Annotated in this window: 16 protein-coding genes; 10 read left to right on the top strand and 6 right to left on the bottom strand. The window is 48.5% G+C overall.

The window, feature by feature from the left end:
* The 5 genes from VME63_RS18365 to VME63_RS18345 all read left to right on the top strand — a co-directional run.
* Nucleotides 1-991, top strand: a 991-nt coding sequence (locus VME63_RS18365; protein ID WP_325434995.1) for a nucleoid-associated protein, incomplete at its 5' end; no start/stop codon positions are given.
* Entirely contained in the window at nt 975-2225 is a 1251-nt protein-coding gene (locus tag VME63_RS18360) for a hypothetical protein (RefSeq protein ID WP_325434994.1), read from the top strand. The genes VME63_RS18365 and VME63_RS18360, both read left to right, overlap by 17 nt.
* A 690-nt stretch (nt 2226-2915) precedes the next feature.
* On the top strand, nt 2916-3527 hold the full coding sequence (locus tag VME63_RS18355; RefSeq protein WP_325434992.1) for a hypothetical protein: 612 nt from the start codon (nt 2916-2918) through the stop codon (nt 3525-3527).
* Between the two features lie 316 nt (nt 3528-3843).
* A complete protein-coding gene (locus tag VME63_RS18350; RefSeq protein ID WP_325434990.1) occupies nt 3844-5502 on the top strand; it encodes a MobA/MobL family protein in 1659 nt (552 codons plus the stop codon).
* 30 nt (nt 5503-5532) lie between these two features.
* On the top strand, nt 5533-6144 hold the full coding sequence (locus tag VME63_RS18345) for a plasmid pRiA4b ORF-3 family protein (protein WP_325434989.1): 612 nt from the start codon (nt 5533-5535) through the stop codon (nt 6142-6144).
* Nucleotides 6145-6158: 14 nt separating this feature from the next.
* Here the strand turns inward: VME63_RS18345 and VME63_RS18340 are convergent, their stop codons facing one another.
* Genes VME63_RS18340 through VME63_RS18330 form a run of 3 tightly spaced genes read right to left on the bottom strand, consistent with a single transcriptional unit; the run spans nt 6159 to nt 8416 of the window.
* A complete protein-coding gene (locus VME63_RS18340; RefSeq protein ID WP_325434988.1) occupies nt 6159-7088 on the bottom strand; it encodes a hypothetical protein in 930 nt (309 codons plus the stop codon).
* Between the two features lie 38 nt (nt 7089-7126).
* The gene (gene bamE / locus VME63_RS18335; protein ID WP_325434987.1) at nt 7127-7471 is read right to left on the bottom strand and encodes an outer membrane protein assembly factor BamE domain-containing protein; all 345 of its coding nucleotides are present in this window, start codon (nt 7469-7471) and stop codon (nt 7127-7129) included.
* A gap of 54 nt (nt 7472-7525) precedes the next feature.
* Nucleotides 7526-8416: a hypothetical protein gene (locus VME63_RS18330; RefSeq protein WP_325434986.1), complete on the bottom strand. Its 891-nt coding sequence runs from the start codon at nt 8414-8416 to the stop codon at nt 7526-7528.
* On the opposite strand from VME63_RS18330, the gene VME63_RS18490 reads away from it, so the two are divergent.
* The gene (locus VME63_RS18490) at nt 8400-8702 is read left to right on the top strand and encodes a helix-turn-helix domain-containing protein (protein ID WP_414648294.1); all 303 of its coding nucleotides are present in this window, start codon (nt 8400-8402) and stop codon (nt 8700-8702) included. The genes VME63_RS18330 and VME63_RS18490 overlap by 17 nt on opposite strands.
* Before the next feature lie 6 nt (nt 8703-8708).
* On the opposite strand, the gene VME63_RS18325 is transcribed toward VME63_RS18490, so the two are convergent.
* Nucleotides 8709-10217, bottom strand: a complete 1509-nt coding sequence (locus VME63_RS18325; RefSeq protein ID WP_325434984.1) for a site-specific integrase — start codon at nt 10215-10217, stop codon at nt 8709-8711.
* A 432-nt stretch (nt 10218-10649) separates the two neighbouring features.
* Between VME63_RS18325 and VME63_RS18320 the strand changes: the two genes are divergently transcribed.
* Together VME63_RS18320 and VME63_RS18315 are read left to right on the top strand one after the other, a co-directional pair.
* Complete coding sequence (locus VME63_RS18320; RefSeq protein ID WP_325434983.1) at nt 10650-12221, top strand: hypothetical protein; 1572 nt, start codon at nt 10650-10652, stop codon at nt 12219-12221.
* A complete protein-coding gene (locus VME63_RS18315) occupies nt 12214-12975 on the top strand; it encodes a hypothetical protein (RefSeq protein WP_325434982.1) in 762 nt (253 codons plus the stop codon). Before VME63_RS18320 ends, VME63_RS18315 begins: the two co-directional genes overlap by 8 nt.
* A 123-nt stretch (nt 12976-13098) precedes the next feature.
* Here VME63_RS18315 and VME63_RS18310 read toward each other — a convergent pair whose 3' ends face one another.
* The gene (locus VME63_RS18310) at nt 13099-13713 is read right to left on the bottom strand and encodes a hypothetical protein (protein WP_325434980.1); all 615 of its coding nucleotides are present in this window, start codon (nt 13711-13713) and stop codon (nt 13099-13101) included.
* 14 nt (nt 13714-13727) lie between these two features.
* The gene (locus VME63_RS18305; protein WP_325434979.1) at nt 13728-14006 is read right to left on the bottom strand and encodes a hypothetical protein; all 279 of its coding nucleotides are present in this window, start codon (nt 14004-14006) and stop codon (nt 13728-13730) included.
* Nucleotides 14007-14404: 398 nt separating this feature from the next.
* On the opposite strand from VME63_RS18305, the gene VME63_RS18485 reads away from it, so the two are divergent.
* Both VME63_RS18485 and VME63_RS18295 read left to right on the top strand, forming a co-directional pair.
* Nucleotides 14405-14767, top strand: a complete 363-nt coding sequence (locus VME63_RS18485) for a DUF6538 domain-containing protein (protein WP_414648293.1) — start codon at nt 14405-14407, stop codon at nt 14765-14767.
* A 111-nt stretch (nt 14768-14878) separates the two neighbouring features.
* Complete coding sequence (locus VME63_RS18295; RefSeq protein ID WP_325434975.1) at nt 14879-15538, top strand: Type 1 glutamine amidotransferase-like domain-containing protein; 660 nt, start codon at nt 14879-14881, stop codon at nt 15536-15538.
* Nucleotides 15539-15551 lie beyond the last annotated feature (13 nt).

The raw sequence follows: 15551 nt of genomic DNA, 5'->3' as shown, positions 1-15551 counted from the left end.
GATGAAAGAAGCCGACTCTGCTGTGGTCAAGGAGTCATTTCGAGATGTTCCGTCTAAAATGGACGGAAGAATGCTCAGTCTTGGTGACGAGCTTTTGCGGGTCTATGGGAAGGCGACAAATAACTATGGTTGCTTTGACTCTGATAAGGAAATTTACAGATTCCCAAGTCACTTGGAAGGTTACTACGCCGGTGAGGAGAGCTTAGTACCTTTTTCTAAGGTCACATCAAGACTTGTGGCGGATAGGATGAAGTCGTCCCTCAAGTCAACAGGTGGTTACATATTATTTCTTCGATATGAAAACATGGGGCGAGATTGGCTCCTTATCGTGGTTCTGAAGTTGAAGACAGCAACTGGTATTGATAGAGAGACATTGGACCTAAACGACTCGCTTTCTTTTGACATTAGTCATCTTCATGAGGCGGCCAGGGTTGACCTTGAGAAATGGAAAAACAACGAACAACCCTATTTGTCGTTCATCAAGCGCAGTGGTCGTCAGGATGAGGTGACACGCTATTTTCGCTTAGCGCTTGGATGCACGGAATATACCGATTCCAAGAGCAACACCGACCAAGCCTTGAAGGCGGTCGATGCATATTGTGTTGCCATGGAGTGGACGCCAGAGAAGAAGCGTGATGCAAGGCAGAAGACCTTCAACTACTTCGAAGAGAAGCGCTCACAAGACCAGCCCGTTAATCTGGAAGCTTTATCTGGAATGTTAAACGACCTGGAGCCGAAGTCGTTCATTGAGTTTGTGAAGGAAAAGGAGTTTCCTGTTAGTGAGTCCTTCGAGCCTCATAAAAAAACGTACTCTCGATTCAAGCGAATCAGCAAAAGCTTTGGCACGGTCAAGATAAGTTTCGATGTGCAGGACGTCATAGATGAAAAAGTGGATTATGACGAAAAGCTGAAATCTGTAATTATTAAGGACGTCCCAGAAAGTCTTGTTCAGGACATCAGGAAAGCGAAGGGCGATGAGTCTGCCGAGTGACAATTTAGATTTGGCGGTTCTTGTCTACCGAAGCGTGGAGAATCGTCAGGTAGATGGCCGGAACGTATCTGGGCGCATTCCAGATGCGATGAATTTTCTTGAGGTCAAGCAGTCATTAGAGCGACATGAGCTCTATGTTTCGGACGATGAAGGAAATCGTCACGTCGAAATTTCTGCGCCAGGTACTTTTCATTTAAGTCTTGAAGACATGCTGAAAGCCGCCGCCAGAAGATTGGAGCCACAGGCAAGATTTTATTTGGCTGACATTGACTACTTGTACGAAGCAGGAGATGAAAAGGCACCTGTCGAAGTCAAATTGTACTTTGAGGCAGCGAAGCTTTTTAGGCTTCTCAAGAGTGTAGCGGACTATGTAAACGAATTTGGAGCATACAAGAGTCTGGTGTTTTTACAAAAAACAAAGCTTGAGCTTGCTCCAGACTATGAGGTTAAGGATTTAAAAGAAGTTGACTGTCTCGACTACTTTGACGCGAACTTTGTTCAAAGCGATATACACAAAGAGCAAAAAGCAACAATTATCAAGACCGTGTTGTTTGAGAAGTTTGTCGATTCTCCTCGCATAACAACTGCCGATGTCATTGCCAAGTTCGGGGCCATCTTAGATGGCGTTAAGTCAAACTATGAACTTTATGTATCTGAATTTTCGTTCCAGAAGGTCAAGGAAGAAGTTGAAAAAGACAAGCTGGAATTCACATCTAAACTAAACAAGGTTTTTTCTGACATACAAAGTCAATTGCTGGCCGTTCCCGCATCCATCATATTGGTTGGTGGTCAGATGGAGAGCGCCAGTCATTGGAGTCTGAAAAATGTCCTTATTTGGGTTGGGGCTCTCGTCTATGCCGTTCTCATGGATCTTCTTGTTTCCAATCAAAGGAACACGCTTGAGGTGGTGAAGGCAGAAATAGAAGAGCAATGGGAACTGATTCGTGGTCGTCATCAGAGCATCGCTGAGAAATTTTCAAAGAGCTATGGCTATTTGGACAATAGGTACAAGCATCAACGCCACTTGTTGTTGGTAGTGGATGGACTTGTTGCATTTTCTTTGCTTTTTTCTACCTGGATGTTATTGCACTACTCTATCGATTTTACTCTACAATTTTGGTCATCCATCCTTGGTCTTGGTGCAGGATTGTTTTTTTTTGCTGTGTCTTTTGCCCTGTCGAGGTTTAGAAAGAGGGTGAAGGTGGATGTGTTGCCATCAGCTTCGACCAATTGATTGTTGGCGGCTGTTACTTGGATTGGATTACGTCCGCTGCTCCGCTCGGTTGAGCGCAGACTTGCCGACTGAGTTGGTCATGTAACACCTGGAGCTGAGGGTGAGTTTCGTCTCCCTCAGCTTTTTTGCTCTTACAGGTGGGAGTTCAAATGCGTGATAGCTTTCACAATGAACGCCGTGAGGATTGCCCACCACTTGAAGGGCATTGACCCATGACACCAGACGTTCACTTGAATGCCAACCGACACGCCTTTTGCCTCACCCTTGCTACCGGCACTGCTGTCTTTCATAGGCACCTCGGACATAACTGTTAGGAGGCCGCGCGCCACGCGAACGAGTTCGCAGCACAATGCTGCGAACCCCTGCCAGCGGCCTGGGGAATGGCGGAAATTGAGTTCGGCAACAGCCGATACGGTCAACTAGAGGAGTGAGAACTCCGCTAACGACATGCGCGAGTGCGCTAACAGTTAGTGATTGGAACGCCGAGTCGAGCTTGCTCTCGTCGTACCAATTACCGCCCCTTAGGGGCTTGCCTTGAGGCATTCAAAGGCTGAATGCAGCCAGTTCGGTTCCGACAATAGCGGGGCTGCAAACGGTCGTCAACTACCCGAGATAACGCGCGGACTTAGGCCATTGACGCCCAGGCGCTTTACCATGGCGAAGGGTCTCAGGTAGACACAGGCTACAATCATGAGTGATGGGGTGAAATTCGAAAGTCTTCTTGACCGCGAGTTTCGCTGGCCTCGCAAAGGGGACAGGGCGTTCATCCAGTCTACAAGCCGACTACAAAACGCCCTCATCGAGCCATACGCGCACAGTCGTTTGGTGATGATGATGACTGGCTATAAGAAGGCGGCAGACTTGATGGTCGAGCGTGGGGAAGCTGACCGATTCGACCGCGATGCACTGGTCTACCCCATTATTTTCAACTATCGCCAATTTATTGAGCTATCCCTCAAGTATCTCATTGCAACGTATGGCTCTACTGTCGGCGTTGAAGCAATTTGGAATAAGCATGACCTCGACGTACTCTGGAAAGCTTTTACTAAGTTGCTGGATGGTTACGGTTGCAAGGACGTAGAAGAGACGGACCCTGTCGTTGCTGAAATCATCGCTGAGTTTGCCAAGGTTGACCCCGCTTCGTTCTCCTATCGCTACCCCGTGGATACCAAAGGAAATCCTATTCCAATAACACACGAGGAACTTGATTTGAAGGCACTCGCTGATGTGATGCAAGCCCTTGAAGGTTATTTCACTGGATGCGATGGCTACTTTGATTCGTTGCAAGGTGCGGAGTCTTAGAGCCTAAGCATTTCTTTTTGAGCAAGAGCGCGTCTTAGTGTTCTGCGAACACGACCGCGTAAACGCCAGTGCGCGCTTCGCTTGCAACACTCAAAGCCAAGCTTCAATTCAACAACACTAAAGCATCGAAAAAATCCACGCATCACAAGGTGGATTTTATATTTGGGCGCTTCCCATTGACAGGTCTCGCAAATCTGCTTTGATGTTCTGGCAACGTCGTATCTGGTTACTTTGTAAGGTGACATCAAACACTAACACGTTGCATCTAGGTCACGGATTGACCTGTCATCAACCCTGAATGTCATGGAGGACATCTATGCAAGTACATCAACACGCGCGCCCTCATATTGAGACCCATACTCGTTCACAGAATCACTCTGCTGTTGCGGGGGCTGCGTACCGGTTGGGTTTAAGACTTTACGACGAACGCCAAAAATGTTGGCATGACTTCCGAAAACGTGCTTTAGGTGAAGAAGTGGTCAGAGCTTTGACCATTGCACCAAATGGTGCTCCGTCTTGGGCAACGGACCCAGCTCAGCTTTGGAACAGGGTTGAAGCGTCTGAGAAACGAAAAGACGCGCAACTCGCACGGGATTATCGCATTCCCGTGCCCTTCGGCCTCTCTGACCAAGATGCGGGCGACTTGGCCGAAGAAATGGCAAGGTTCATTTGCGACACCCTGCATGTACCGGTCTCACTTGGTCTTCATCGTGATGCCGACCGCGATGCGTTGGGTCTGCTCAAACCAAAAGACAAACAGGGCTTTCACGCGCACCTGTATTTTCCCACCCGTCGCCTTGCTGATGCGTCAATAGATGAAGGTGGAGAAGGCACTTCAAGTACAGGGTTTGGAGCCAAGTTGACGGAACTGTCCAATAAGAATACCAGCGCGGTGTTTGTTGAAATGTTGAATTGTAAGTGGTCGGAGCTTGCTAACGATTTCTCTCGAAGCGTCGGCTCAGACATCAAATTCGAATACAAGAGCTACAAGCGCCTTGGTTTAAACCTGACGCCACAGCCAACGCTCGGCCAAGCAGCCACTGCGATGGAACGGAAAGGCATCTATACGAATCGGGGCGATAGCCTTCGGGAAGCATTAGCCGTGGCCCACGTCTACCAGAAGGCTCATATGAGTGCTCTGGACGCGCAGCATGCTCAGGCCGTTAAGGATGTGCAGCGTGAAGGTGGGAAGCCCCTACAGGCGCATGCGCGGGCATTGAAGAAATCGGCGGTTTCTTTGTTCGGACCTAGAAAGTCTCAGTCCTTGGTTCAACCTGTCATTGGCCGCCAAGGTTCCTTGGCCTATCGCCTTCGGCAAACTGCCCCGACACCTCAAAGCAAAGAAGAGGCGGAAGAACTGGAACGTTCTTTGGTGCTGATTGAAGCACTAGACAAGGCTTTCGCCACCTACCATGAACTGCAAGCGAAGATGGACGAACTCTTTAAAATCATCGAAGCCACTCGGGCGGCATCACTGGACAACCAATTTCAAGCTGACCAAAGTCGGCATCTGCGAAAACTGGCGCAAATCAAACTCACCACCTGGGAACAGGAAAACCGTTGGCGTCTAATGATGTTTGCAACGATGGGCGGCTCTCATGTTAAACACGAAAAGCTACGGTCCAAAGTTCGTCTTCATGATGGTCATGTGCAAGAATTGAAAAAGACCATTTCCAACCATGCTACAGAGGTAGTCGCATTGGAAAAAGAAGCCAGTTCGTTGAAGGAAAGGCAGGCTGATGCGCTGTCCTTGATTCGAAACTCGCTGGTCAAGCTGGATGAAGCCAAGTCTCCCTTGATGGCGAACTTGCTCAAGGAATTCTCGGGTTCTGATAGGGAGTTGCTTCGCAAAGAATTGCCAACTCTGTTTCAGAGTGAAGAGAGCAAGGAAGATGGGGATATGGATGGTTTGTCGATGCAAGATTCAGTCCATCATCCCGAACCTGCACGTCACAAAGATGCTTTAAAATGGTGAGCTTTCAAGCATGGTCAAGCAGGTTCGGAGATGACGTTGGAACTTCAAACTCAAGCCTTTCGCCTTCGCATCGAACTCGATAGAACTGAGCCTTTGGTTTGGCGTCGGATTGAAATTCTCACATCTGCAACCTTCTGGGATTTGCATGTGGCCATTCAAGACGCCTTTGGTTGGATGGATTGTCATCTCCACCAGTTTGAGGTGGAGTCACCAACGGGCAGCATCCATATCGGTGTTCCTGATGAATACGCCAGAGAACCCATCCTAGAGGGTTGGACTGTTTCTCTTTCCCGATACCTAGGGCAGGTTCGAACGCTGACATACCTGTACGATTTTGGCGATGACTGGCGTCACACCATCCACTTGGAAGAAGTGATGGATGCAGACGGTGAAAATTATCCCCGTTGCTTGGCGGGCGAAAATGCAACACCCCCGGAAGACTGCGGGGGTGTGTATGGGTATGAAGAGCTGAAGCAAGTATTGATAGGGCCAAAGAACGCCCGATACAAAGAGATGCGGTCCTGGTTGAAAGAAGGACACGCTAAGGCCTACTGGCCGTTTGACCCCAACGACTTTGAAGTCTCAGACGTCCAGTTCACCAATGCCAAGTTGCGACTCAAGCGGTATTTAAAAAATACGTGACAGACGTTTTGCCTCTACCTCGCTTTGACGGGTAGGCTTGAAAGTGAAGTCAGATGCTTTTCCCCATTCCGACGAATGCGATGCAGTTGAGAAATGTGTTCGGGTGTCAGGGAAAAGTCCTCCTTCCATCCATTGGGAAACGTTACGGTCAGTTTGTTATTTTCTCCACGCACTTGGTCTAGGGTGATGGCATGCATCTCACGGCCTGCCAGTGTTTTGAAAAAACCTTGGCCATTTTGACCGATGACCAAGTAGCGAATGTTTGGCGCCGGGGTGTAATCAAACAACTCCAATGGATTTTTAAGCTGTTTGACCAAGATGTCTTGTCGGCATTCCTTTAGAAGTCGTTTGCAAGATGCATCCCAAGATTTCCGAACCCATTTTTCGTTGGGAATAAGTTGGTGCCGATGCGCATGGACCCAACGCTTGAAGGCTTTGGCCGTTCGGTTGCGAATGCGCAAACAGGCCACGTTGCGGTCGGTTTTGGATTGCTGAAGGCTGTGATTCGTCGCCCATTGTTGGTGAAAATGCAAAACAGGGTCAATTTCTTCGACGAAGACGGATGTCAGTCCTGTTGGCTTTTCTTGGGTGAGGGTCTGCCACCAACCTTCTACCCCTTTGGTCAAACGTCCTGTCGAAAAGCCACCGCCTGAGTCATACAGGGTCACGCTGTCTGAGGTGCCTGGATGCCACTTTTGCTTGGTTTCAGTGTAGGTTTCCCTTCGATAAAAAAACTGACCACACCCGAGCTTCAATGAATGGACGTTGACGTCTTCATTGGACTCAAGGGTGAGCAGTTGCTCACGGGTTGAGATGCGTACACAGAGGTCTTTTCCTTTAAAAAGGCTTTGACGTGGACGGATAAGAAATTCCCACGTCATCCACGCAAGGAGAAGAACAAGCGCAAACGCCAAGGTCATCCACATGCTTGGTTCAATGGTCATGATGGTTCATCCCTGTTTTAAAAATAAAGCAAACCAGCTCAGTTGTTCATGCTTGAGCTGGACCACTTGACGTAATGGCCGTCCTTGTCGAAATACAACAATGTGTTTTGACTTTGTGTATGGGCGCCTTTGCCGATGAACGCACCAGCAATGGGGATATAGGACTTCGCGTCCGTTTGTTCTGCTGAGTACAGGTAATCCAGTTGCGTTGTTCCGTCATAGTTGTGCTGGACGGACATGGGCTGACCCAACAACTGCTCAGCATCGGAGATAGTACTGATGCCCGGTTTCAGTTGGTTCAACTGGTTGGGGTCGATTTTCGTGCCAGTGGTGGCGCAGGCGGTCAGAAGAAGAGCCGTGGTGAGGGTGAAAATCTTTTTCATGGTGTAACCCCTGTAGTTACGTTGGCTTTCCAGCATTTGGCCGGTGTAATGACGTTAGTCAATGTCGAGAGAGGCGACGGTCTTGCTGTTCTGTTGAAGGTCTTGGAAGTCCACGTGCAGATGTGTGGCCGTTGCGTTGATTTGATTTTTGGTTGGGTCAATGCCATCCACGAAGAAGTATTGCGTGAACATCATCTTCAGATGGAAATTGGCGCGAAGCGATTCAATTTGATGAGCCACATTGGTATCGGTGACCTTGAGGTCACACATATTTGGACTCGGAGTGATTTTGAGATAGATGCCTTGCTTTGCTTGGTAGGCAAACTGCCCGCATCCATCGATGCGAAAGCTTTGAGTCCCGAAGTCATAGGGCTTGAGCAAAGCAAAGGTGCCAAACGGTTGTTCGGTTTGCAGGACGTAATAGTCAAGCTTCCGATACTTCTCCAGAGTGGCGTTTATGGTTGGAAGGTCGGCAGTCATGATGTCGTGCTTTTTGAACGCATCTGACTCGTTGAAGTATTCCGGCGAAAAGAGCTTCATCTTTTCGTCATCACTGGGCTGGTCAGTAAGCCTAGAGACGTAGACGTAAGTCAGCCAAGACGGGTCGTCGGACTTGGTGTAGTTCGAAAGTGGCGTGGTCCGGTCGGCTTTGGATACTGCACTTTGTCCAAAGGGATGGGCTTCTGCTGTACTGCCGTCGCCACTTTGATTGATTGGATTCGTAGACCCTGTGGCGGTCGGGTCTTGGGAAGAGTGGTTGCACCCCGCCAGGGCTAGACTCAGGGCTAGCCCCATCATGAATCGCTTCATTTTTGCCCCCCATTCCCTGATATGTGACCAAATTCCATCATATGTGATGATCACATATGTGACCATAGCATAAACGGCCTTCACATATAGCTTTTCAAGCCACTCAGAGGGTTGAGCGGTGGCGCGGAAAAGCATCTACAGGCCAGAGCACAGAATCTTTGCGGAGCTGCTCCGTGATGTTCGGACCCGTGCTGACCTCACCCAGGAACAACTCTCCCAGGCTCTGGATGTAGACCAAGCTTTCGTGAGTGAAGCCGAGCGGGGTAGGCGGAGGCTAGATACCGTCCAGGTCCATGACTGGTGTGTGGCCTGCAAGACTGACCTTGTCCACATCAGCAAAGAATTTCAGAAACGTCTTGCGGACCCCAAGTACAAAGAACCCAGGGAGCCTGATGGCCGAAAGAGGCCACGCGAGAAATAGAGCAATCTATTTCTTGGATGCTTTGGCTTTCTTTACTTCTTCCTTCTCTCGCCTCTCCAAAGATTCCTGGTGGGCGGTTTGATGTTGTCTGCTTTCCTTCACCGTTTCAAAGTAGGCATCAAAACGGCCTGATGTATAAGGTTGCATTGGCGTTGGAGGAAACGCGATTTTTTCAATGTATTTTTTGCACGCAAATACGTTAGGCCGTGTCGCATAACGCCTATCCTTACACGTGTTTTCGGGTGCATGCCCGTTGATGGCATCAATGACGTTCTCGGGAATCAATGAGTATTTGGCGAGACTTGTAAACGTGTGTCGAAAGCAATGAAAGGTCTTCTTGCGAGACTTGATACCACACGCGTTCCTGTATTTTCGAAACCACATGGTCATGGGATGACCAGGGTCTTCCTCCTTGTTTTCGACTCTAGGAAAGACTTCGGAGAAGCCCGCTTTGGCAACGTCTTCGACGTATTGCAGGAAGCCTAAGTTAAGAAGGTAATCGGGGATGGGGACTTTTCGAACCGAGTAGGGCGTTTTAACGCTTTTCTTTTTCTTCTTCCCTTCTTCATCGTTGTCTTCAGCCACATTAAAATAGACAACATCAATGGGGTTTCCGAGTTCATCAAGGCCACTGTCGCGCTTGATGTCATCGACACTAAGTTGGCAAATCTCTCGAATGCGCATGGATGTCCGTAGCGCAATTTCCATGAGCCAAAAATGGCGGGGGTCTCGAAAACATTTTGTTCTGGTTGGGTCGAGTAAGGCTTGTAGGTCTACCGCATCAAACCAGATTTTCGTTTGTTCGGCAGTGGGGTCTTTGTAACGAGAGCAGTCGATGAGGTTGGCAGGACTTTCCATCAAATGCTTTGATTCCACGCACCAGTTGAAAAACGTGCAAAGTGTATTGATGTGTTTGCCTTTGGTGTCTCTCGTTATCGGCTTTAACTTCTGTCTTTGACCTTCCATGATGATTTCTCTGGGTCGAAGACCTTCAAAGTCTTTGCGTCTTTGAATGTTTGCAGGCCACTTTTCAATGGCATCCTGAAACTTCGTCACATCGCTATAGGTGATGTGGTCAAGAGGCTTGTTGCCTATTAAATCTTGCAAGACGTTTAAGGTCCAATTGACCTCATTGAGGCTTGTTTTGGTCACGCCCTTTCCGCATTTCATGTTTCGAAGATGCGCTTCGGCATAGAAGCTCAATTTTTCCCGAACAGGTTCAGGCTTAGATGGAGAGGGTGCTGGCGGTGGTGTGGGTGATGCAGTGGGTGTTTGCTGTAGAACTTCGCCTGTCTTTAGTACGGGTGCTTCATTGCTAGAAATTTCGGACGGGATTGGCTGTGGAGAGAAACGGTAGGTGCTACCGAGTTCGGCCTTGATGGTTTGGACCGCCTCCATCGCCAAACTATGGCTTTCAACGTTCGCGACGACTTTAAGGAAGTTGTCGCCAAAAATAATTTCATAGTGGTTGTTAGAGTTGGTAATTGATGTCGGAGTAATAGATGAAACGTGCATAGGCACCCCTTGTTTGGGGCTGGGTATTCGCTCAATAGGCAATCCAGCAATGGGTTAAAAGAGCCATTAAAGGAGCCTTTTTTTGCCTAGTCAAACGCTGATCGCTAGCGCCAAAAATGACGGCAAAAAGTGGGTGCTTTTTCTCGATATTGATCGGGTCAGCAAAGCGAAGAAAATCGGCGAGGTTTTTGCCGCTTGACAGTTGCCCATGCGCAGGCATGATGAAGTGATGTTTCGGAGGTCTTTATATCGCTTCTTGCTCAAAAAAATTTTGGATTGAGCCTTTTTGAAAAAATCGGAATGGTGTGAGACTGCTTACAGTCTGATATTGATACATATTTCTAAGAGTTAAGTGATTGATGATGTTCCAACAATTAAACGGAAAAATTGCATAGGGTTCGAGTTTTCAAATGGAATTGCCAGGGGTCATGGATGACCTTTCAAACCAGACAAAGCCAGGGGCGTTTTGCGATGCCAAAAATGAGGTCCGATAGGCTTGGTAGCAAGGGTGAGTTGCGATTTGGTGAGTGGTGCGAGGATGCGGGTTTGATTTGCAATAAAGTCCAGCGCGACATGGCTGGATGGGATTTCATCGTCGATTTCGAGCAAGATGCAAAAAGCGATGAGCCATTGGACGGTCGAAAAGCTCCTTGTTCCTGTCTTGTGCAAGTCAAGACCATCAACGAATCAACGGAGTCAGTGAAAGTACGACTCAACATGGCCGAGCGTCTGGCCAAGGACCTCAAGCCGTCCTTCATCGTTGTGATGGAGGTAAGGGAAGACAAAAGCTTTTCCTGCGCCTACGTACTTCACATCATGGACGACTATCTCGAAGCGATTTTAAAAAGGCTGAGAGTCGAAGACGAAAAGAAACAGCGCCACAAGATAAACAAAAAGTTTATCCACTTTAAGGTCAGTGAGGCTGTAAGGATTGAAGCATCGTCAGATGCCTTGAGAGCATCCTTAGAAAGGCATGCTGGCAAAGACATGCATGCTTATGCCAACAAAAAGAATGAGCAAATGAAGACTCTTGGATATGGACCAAGAGCACATGAAGGACGGTTCAGTGTTCGCATGGAGAACGCTGAGCAATTGGCCAAATTATTTTTGGGGGAGGTCGAAGAGGTCGAAACAGATGGTATAGAGATGGCGGAAACAAGATTTGGAATTCGCATTGAAACAGTTCCACCAACCAAAGGTAAGATTTCCATCCGTCCAAATCCCATTGAGCAATGCACCCTAAAATTTAGATGTGATGGCAGCGATTACCCGATTGCGATGAGTGCCAATGCATTTATGGCGCCAAAGCCCATTGGTGGAAAAGTGTATTTGATGTTTAAGTCGGAACTCTTGAAAGTTCCAGTCACCATCGCTGATGGAAACATCGATTACGCCATCTACTTTTTGGCGGACGAAAAGCGCATGACGATTCAAAGTCTCGTGGACTATGCGACCTTGCGACATGCTCTATGCAATGGACAGGTATCAATGGAGATTGTCACGTCAAGTCATCTTCGGGACATGACATTGCCGTTCCAGAAGAAGGATGCATCGGAAGGGGAGTTGGACTATGCGAGTGCTATGCTGGATATATCAAAGGATTTGCAGAATCTAGCAAAGTTAAGTGGCCTTTCATCCGATGTGGATTTCATGATTGATGATGTCCATAACTCTGTTCAGTCACTCGAGCATTTTTCATACTTGCTGGAGACGGGTGGCATAACCCATTACTCGGATGAATCCCTTCCAGAGGGGGTCATTGTGTCTGGCGTGCCCATCATTGTCGCTAACAAGGTTGAAGTTGGAGCTGTTCACTTTGCTTACTATGGTGTTGCAAGTGTCAGTGTCATGAAGGAAGAAGGTCGAACCAAGATTGAGATACAAAATTTCTCTTTCAAGAGAGCGGAAGTGATTGGTTCTTCCAATGATGACTTTGCTGCCTTCAGAAAAAAAGCGACTGATAGAGAAGGTATAGAAGCACAGATTATTTCGTCTGTTGATTGATACCACGGGGGCAGGTATGGCTAAGTCAGTTGTGCGACATCGTGCTTACTTTTGGCTGGGTGCGATTTTTGTTACGTCTGCGATAGTTGCCTTTATCGCGCCACATGGTGATTTTTTACAGCAATTTGCATCTGTCCCCCTTGTGGGTTCCCTGGTTGGAATGCTGGTTAAAATTTTGCTTGATGAGGTGGCGTACCAGCGAGAGCTTTCTAAACTAGAGATTGCCCACCAGTACGAGATGTTCAAGGTTAGTTCGCAAAATCATTTTTCTCTCGCCACCACTTCGCATATGGCAAACGTTGCCTTCGACAAGCATGTTGAGTTTAGCGAGAAGTACGCTACAGCAACGCACGATGCGCTAGTTGTCTTATTTAGGCATGGGCCTACTGACGAGGTGTTGAATTCGGCTACCGACCTATTCCTGATTCGAAGGGAGTTTGCGGTTTGGTTGACCAGCGGAATTGAGGGAAGATTGGACGCTTTTGAGGGTGCTTTGCGAAGCATTGGCGCCAATGCGGGACTCGTACGTGCAGTGAACGATGGCACCATTCAAGCACACATCAACGAAATGTACTTGGTCTTCGCGGAAGTGATGGGTTGGGGGCGTTGGCAGGATAAGGAGATTACTGGCGACAGAGCCATCAACAAAGTTATACAGCACCTTCGGGGGATTCTTGGAACCGAAGAGCTGACGACTTTGCGTCAGGCTTTGACGACAAAGGCTTTTGCTCAGTTGAATTTAGATGCTCAATGAAGGCCATTGACAAGTTTCATTCCTAGGCGCTTGGCATTGCGCCTTATATTTAGCTGGAGGAACGGAGTTGGAAAAACGGCGTACTCTTCATCTTCAATCTTATCCAGAATTCATTTGCCAGTTTCATGCATACAATACTTCTGCGATGGTGGATAACTCCTTTAAGTGCTTTGGATGATTTGTTTCTACTAAATCTAGTTTAATTTTAGCTACTATTGATTTAACTAGATCAGTTTTATTTAGGCTTGTTTTTTTAAGAATCATGTCAAAGCGTTCATCTATTTTTTCATGCAGACGCATTGAAAGGCGTTTTTTCGGCATTTCGCCAATTGACCCAATGATTTGGTCCAGAGAGCTAGTTAGTTCCAAAAGCTCAGATATGTCTTCATCGCCCTTTGCATATCGGTTTATGTAATAAACAAAAAGTCTTTTACGGAAATCTGGCGTCGCATTATGTGACACGCGAGTCGACGCCGCATCTAGTAGTTCAATGTAAATTGATGGAATATTGATTTCTAATGGGTGTTCCACCCGTTTCCGTGCAGATGCTATTGCAGGGGTAGACTGAGCTGGAATTACGATAGCATCACCACAGATGTCACATACTCCAACCAAAATATCCTTGGCTAAACCGTTGCCATCACTGAAAGGAAGGTCGCGATATTCAAAGGTAGTAGTTACTCTGCCGTCGCGATGACACAGAGCACTGCCCTTTTCGCCTAATTGGTAAACCTTCACAATTGTTCTCCTGTCTAGTGAAAACTGATAAAAACGGTATCGCTATCAAAATAAAATTTTATATACCAGCCTTGTGATTTAATAATATTTACACTTACTGAGCTATCTAAATGATGTGGGCTCTGTGTATGTTCATTGCCTCTGCATTTCTTTAATATCTCTACTGCTTGCTGGATGCTTATTTGATTCGCTGAAAGAAGATTTTTAACATCAATATCATTTCTTGCTTCGTGTACAAAGTTGCCTGTTAATAAATTTGAAATTACTTTTTTCTTAATACCGTTGAAGCCCATCTCCATTGCCTCTTGTTTGTACTAAAGATGATATACGAAATGTTACGTATAGTCAATGCGCTCAGATAGGCGTTTGTCCCTTGCCTTGCGGCTCAATTCAATGGGAAGCACTTCCAAGCGAAAAGGAAGGTTGCCTTTAAAGCCGAATTTAATCAATAACTTAACAAGTTGTGCTTATTTTCAACGGTCCGTTTGACCGGCTATAGTACGGAATGTTGTCTGGCACAAACCTTGGCACAAACTTTTCCAAATTTTGATGCGATAAATCCTTTTGAATCAATGGCTTGGATGATTGGATTTTGATCCTAGTCTCCCAGCCACCCTGATCAAGCCCTTGGTTTCCAAGGGCTTTTTCTTTGCCCGTATTCCGGCGCTTGGTCAACTTGGTTGGTCAACTCATGCGCCTGGCCCACCATCTTCTGCGCCATCCTTCTGGGATGTGGCACTTCCGCCTGGTCGTGCCCAAAGCCCTGCGCCCCCTGGTCGGACTGGGGGTGATCAAACGTTCCCTTCACACCAAAAACACGACCATGGCTCGGCTTTGGGCGTACGCGCTTGGGGCTCAATACGCTCAGGTTTTCGCCAATGCCATGGAACACGGGGGCAAGGAAAGCGCAGAAATACGCTGGAAGCATGATCTGACGAAAAATCTCTTTTTTTGTTGGCATGGGCTGAGCCTCCTTGATTGTTTAAGGAACACCACCGATGAGGCAGTGTTCGTTTTTCACTTTGCGACAGCCACCGCCGCAGGCGCCGGGTGAGGGGCTGCTCATGGGATGGCCTGCCACTGTGCGGAGCCAACCTCCCAGATTCCGAAGTCCTGTCAAGGCGGTCGCTGTTGTGGTGGCGTGGCATCACAAGAAGGAAGAGACATGAGGCTTCTTCTCACCTCCGCCGGCATCAAGAACACGAGCATCGCCAACGCGCTCGTCCAGATGCTGGGCAAGCCTATCGCCGAGGCCAGTGCCCTGGTGATCCCGACGGCGGCGTACCCCGCCGGAGGGCCTGGTGCCGCGTGGCGCATCGTCTCCGGTCGCGCGATGACTCCTCTGTGCGAGATCGGCTGGAAGTCTTTGGGCCTGCTTGAACTCACAGCGCTTCCTAGCATTGACGCGGCGCAGTGGATTCCCCTCGTCCGGGAGACCGATGCTCTTCTGGTGGGCGGTGGCGATCCGCTCTACCTCGCGCACTGGCTGCAGCAGTCCGGCGTGGCTGACGTCCTGCCTTCGCTGCAGGAGACGGTGTGGGTTGGGGTGAGCGCCGGGAGCCTCGTGGCGGCGCACGACCTCGACCAGGTCGTAAGTGACTGGCGGTCACCGAACGGCAGCGTCGCAGGGCTGGGGCTGGTCGACTTCGGCATCTTTCCGCACCTCGACCACCCGAACATGCCGGAGTTCGGCTTCGTCGAAGCGGAGTGCTGGGCCCACGCGCTCGACGGGCCAGGCTACGCCATTGACGACCAGACCGCCATCACCGTCATTGACGGCGAGGTCGCTGTCGTCTCCGAGGGTCACTGGAAGCGGTTCGACTGACCAGTCCTGTTGG

The organism is Dyella sp., assembly GCF_035503745.1.
Taxonomy (GTDB): Bacteria; Pseudomonadota; Gammaproteobacteria; order Xanthomonadales; family Rhodanobacteraceae; genus Dyella_B.
This window is presented reverse-complemented; position numbering and strand designations above follow the sequence as displayed.

What these genes read in the sequence shown, in the direction of transcription:
- VME63_RS18360 (WP_325434994.1), top strand. Translation starts at nt 975, where the DNA reads ATGAGTCTGCCGAGTGACAATTTAGATTTGGCGGTTCTTGTCTACCGA.
- VME63_RS18355 (WP_325434992.1), top strand. Translation starts at nt 2,916, where the DNA reads ATGAGTGATGGGGTGAAATTCGAAAGTCTTCTTGACCGCGAGTTTCGC.
- VME63_RS18350 (WP_325434990.1), top strand. Translation starts at nt 3,844, where the DNA reads ATGCAAGTACATCAACACGCGCGCCCTCATATTGAGACCCATACTCGT.
- VME63_RS18345 (WP_325434989.1), top strand. Translation starts at nt 5,533, where the DNA reads ATGACGTTGGAACTTCAAACTCAAGCCTTTCGCCTTCGCATCGAACTC.
- VME63_RS18340 (WP_325434988.1), bottom strand. Translation starts at nt 7,088, where the DNA reads ATGACCATTGAACCAAGCATGTGGATGACCTTGGCGTTTGCGCTTGTT.
- bamE (WP_325434987.1), bottom strand. Translation starts at nt 7,471, where the DNA reads ATGAAAAAGATTTTCACCCTCACCACGGCTCTTCTTCTGACCGCCTGC.
- VME63_RS18330 (WP_325434986.1), bottom strand. Translation starts at nt 8,416, where the DNA reads ATGCTTTTCCGCGCCACCGCTCAACCCTCTGAGTGGCTTGAAAAGCTA.
- VME63_RS18325 (WP_325434984.1), bottom strand. Translation starts at nt 10,217, where the DNA reads ATGCACGTTTCATCTATTACTCCGACATCAATTACCAACTCTAACAAC.
- VME63_RS18320 (WP_325434983.1), top strand. Translation starts at nt 10,650, where the DNA reads ATGACCTTTCAAACCAGACAAAGCCAGGGGCGTTTTGCGATGCCAAAA.
- VME63_RS18305 (WP_325434979.1), bottom strand. Translation starts at nt 14,006, where the DNA reads ATGGGCTTCAACGGTATTAAGAAAAAAGTAATTTCAAATTTATTAACA.
- VME63_RS18485 (WP_414648293.1), top strand. Translation starts at nt 14,405, where the DNA reads ATGCGCCTGGCCCACCATCTTCTGCGCCATCCTTCTGGGATGTGGCAC.
- VME63_RS18295 (WP_325434975.1), top strand. Translation starts at nt 14,879, where the DNA reads ATGAGGCTTCTTCTCACCTCCGCCGGCATCAAGAACACGAGCATCGCC.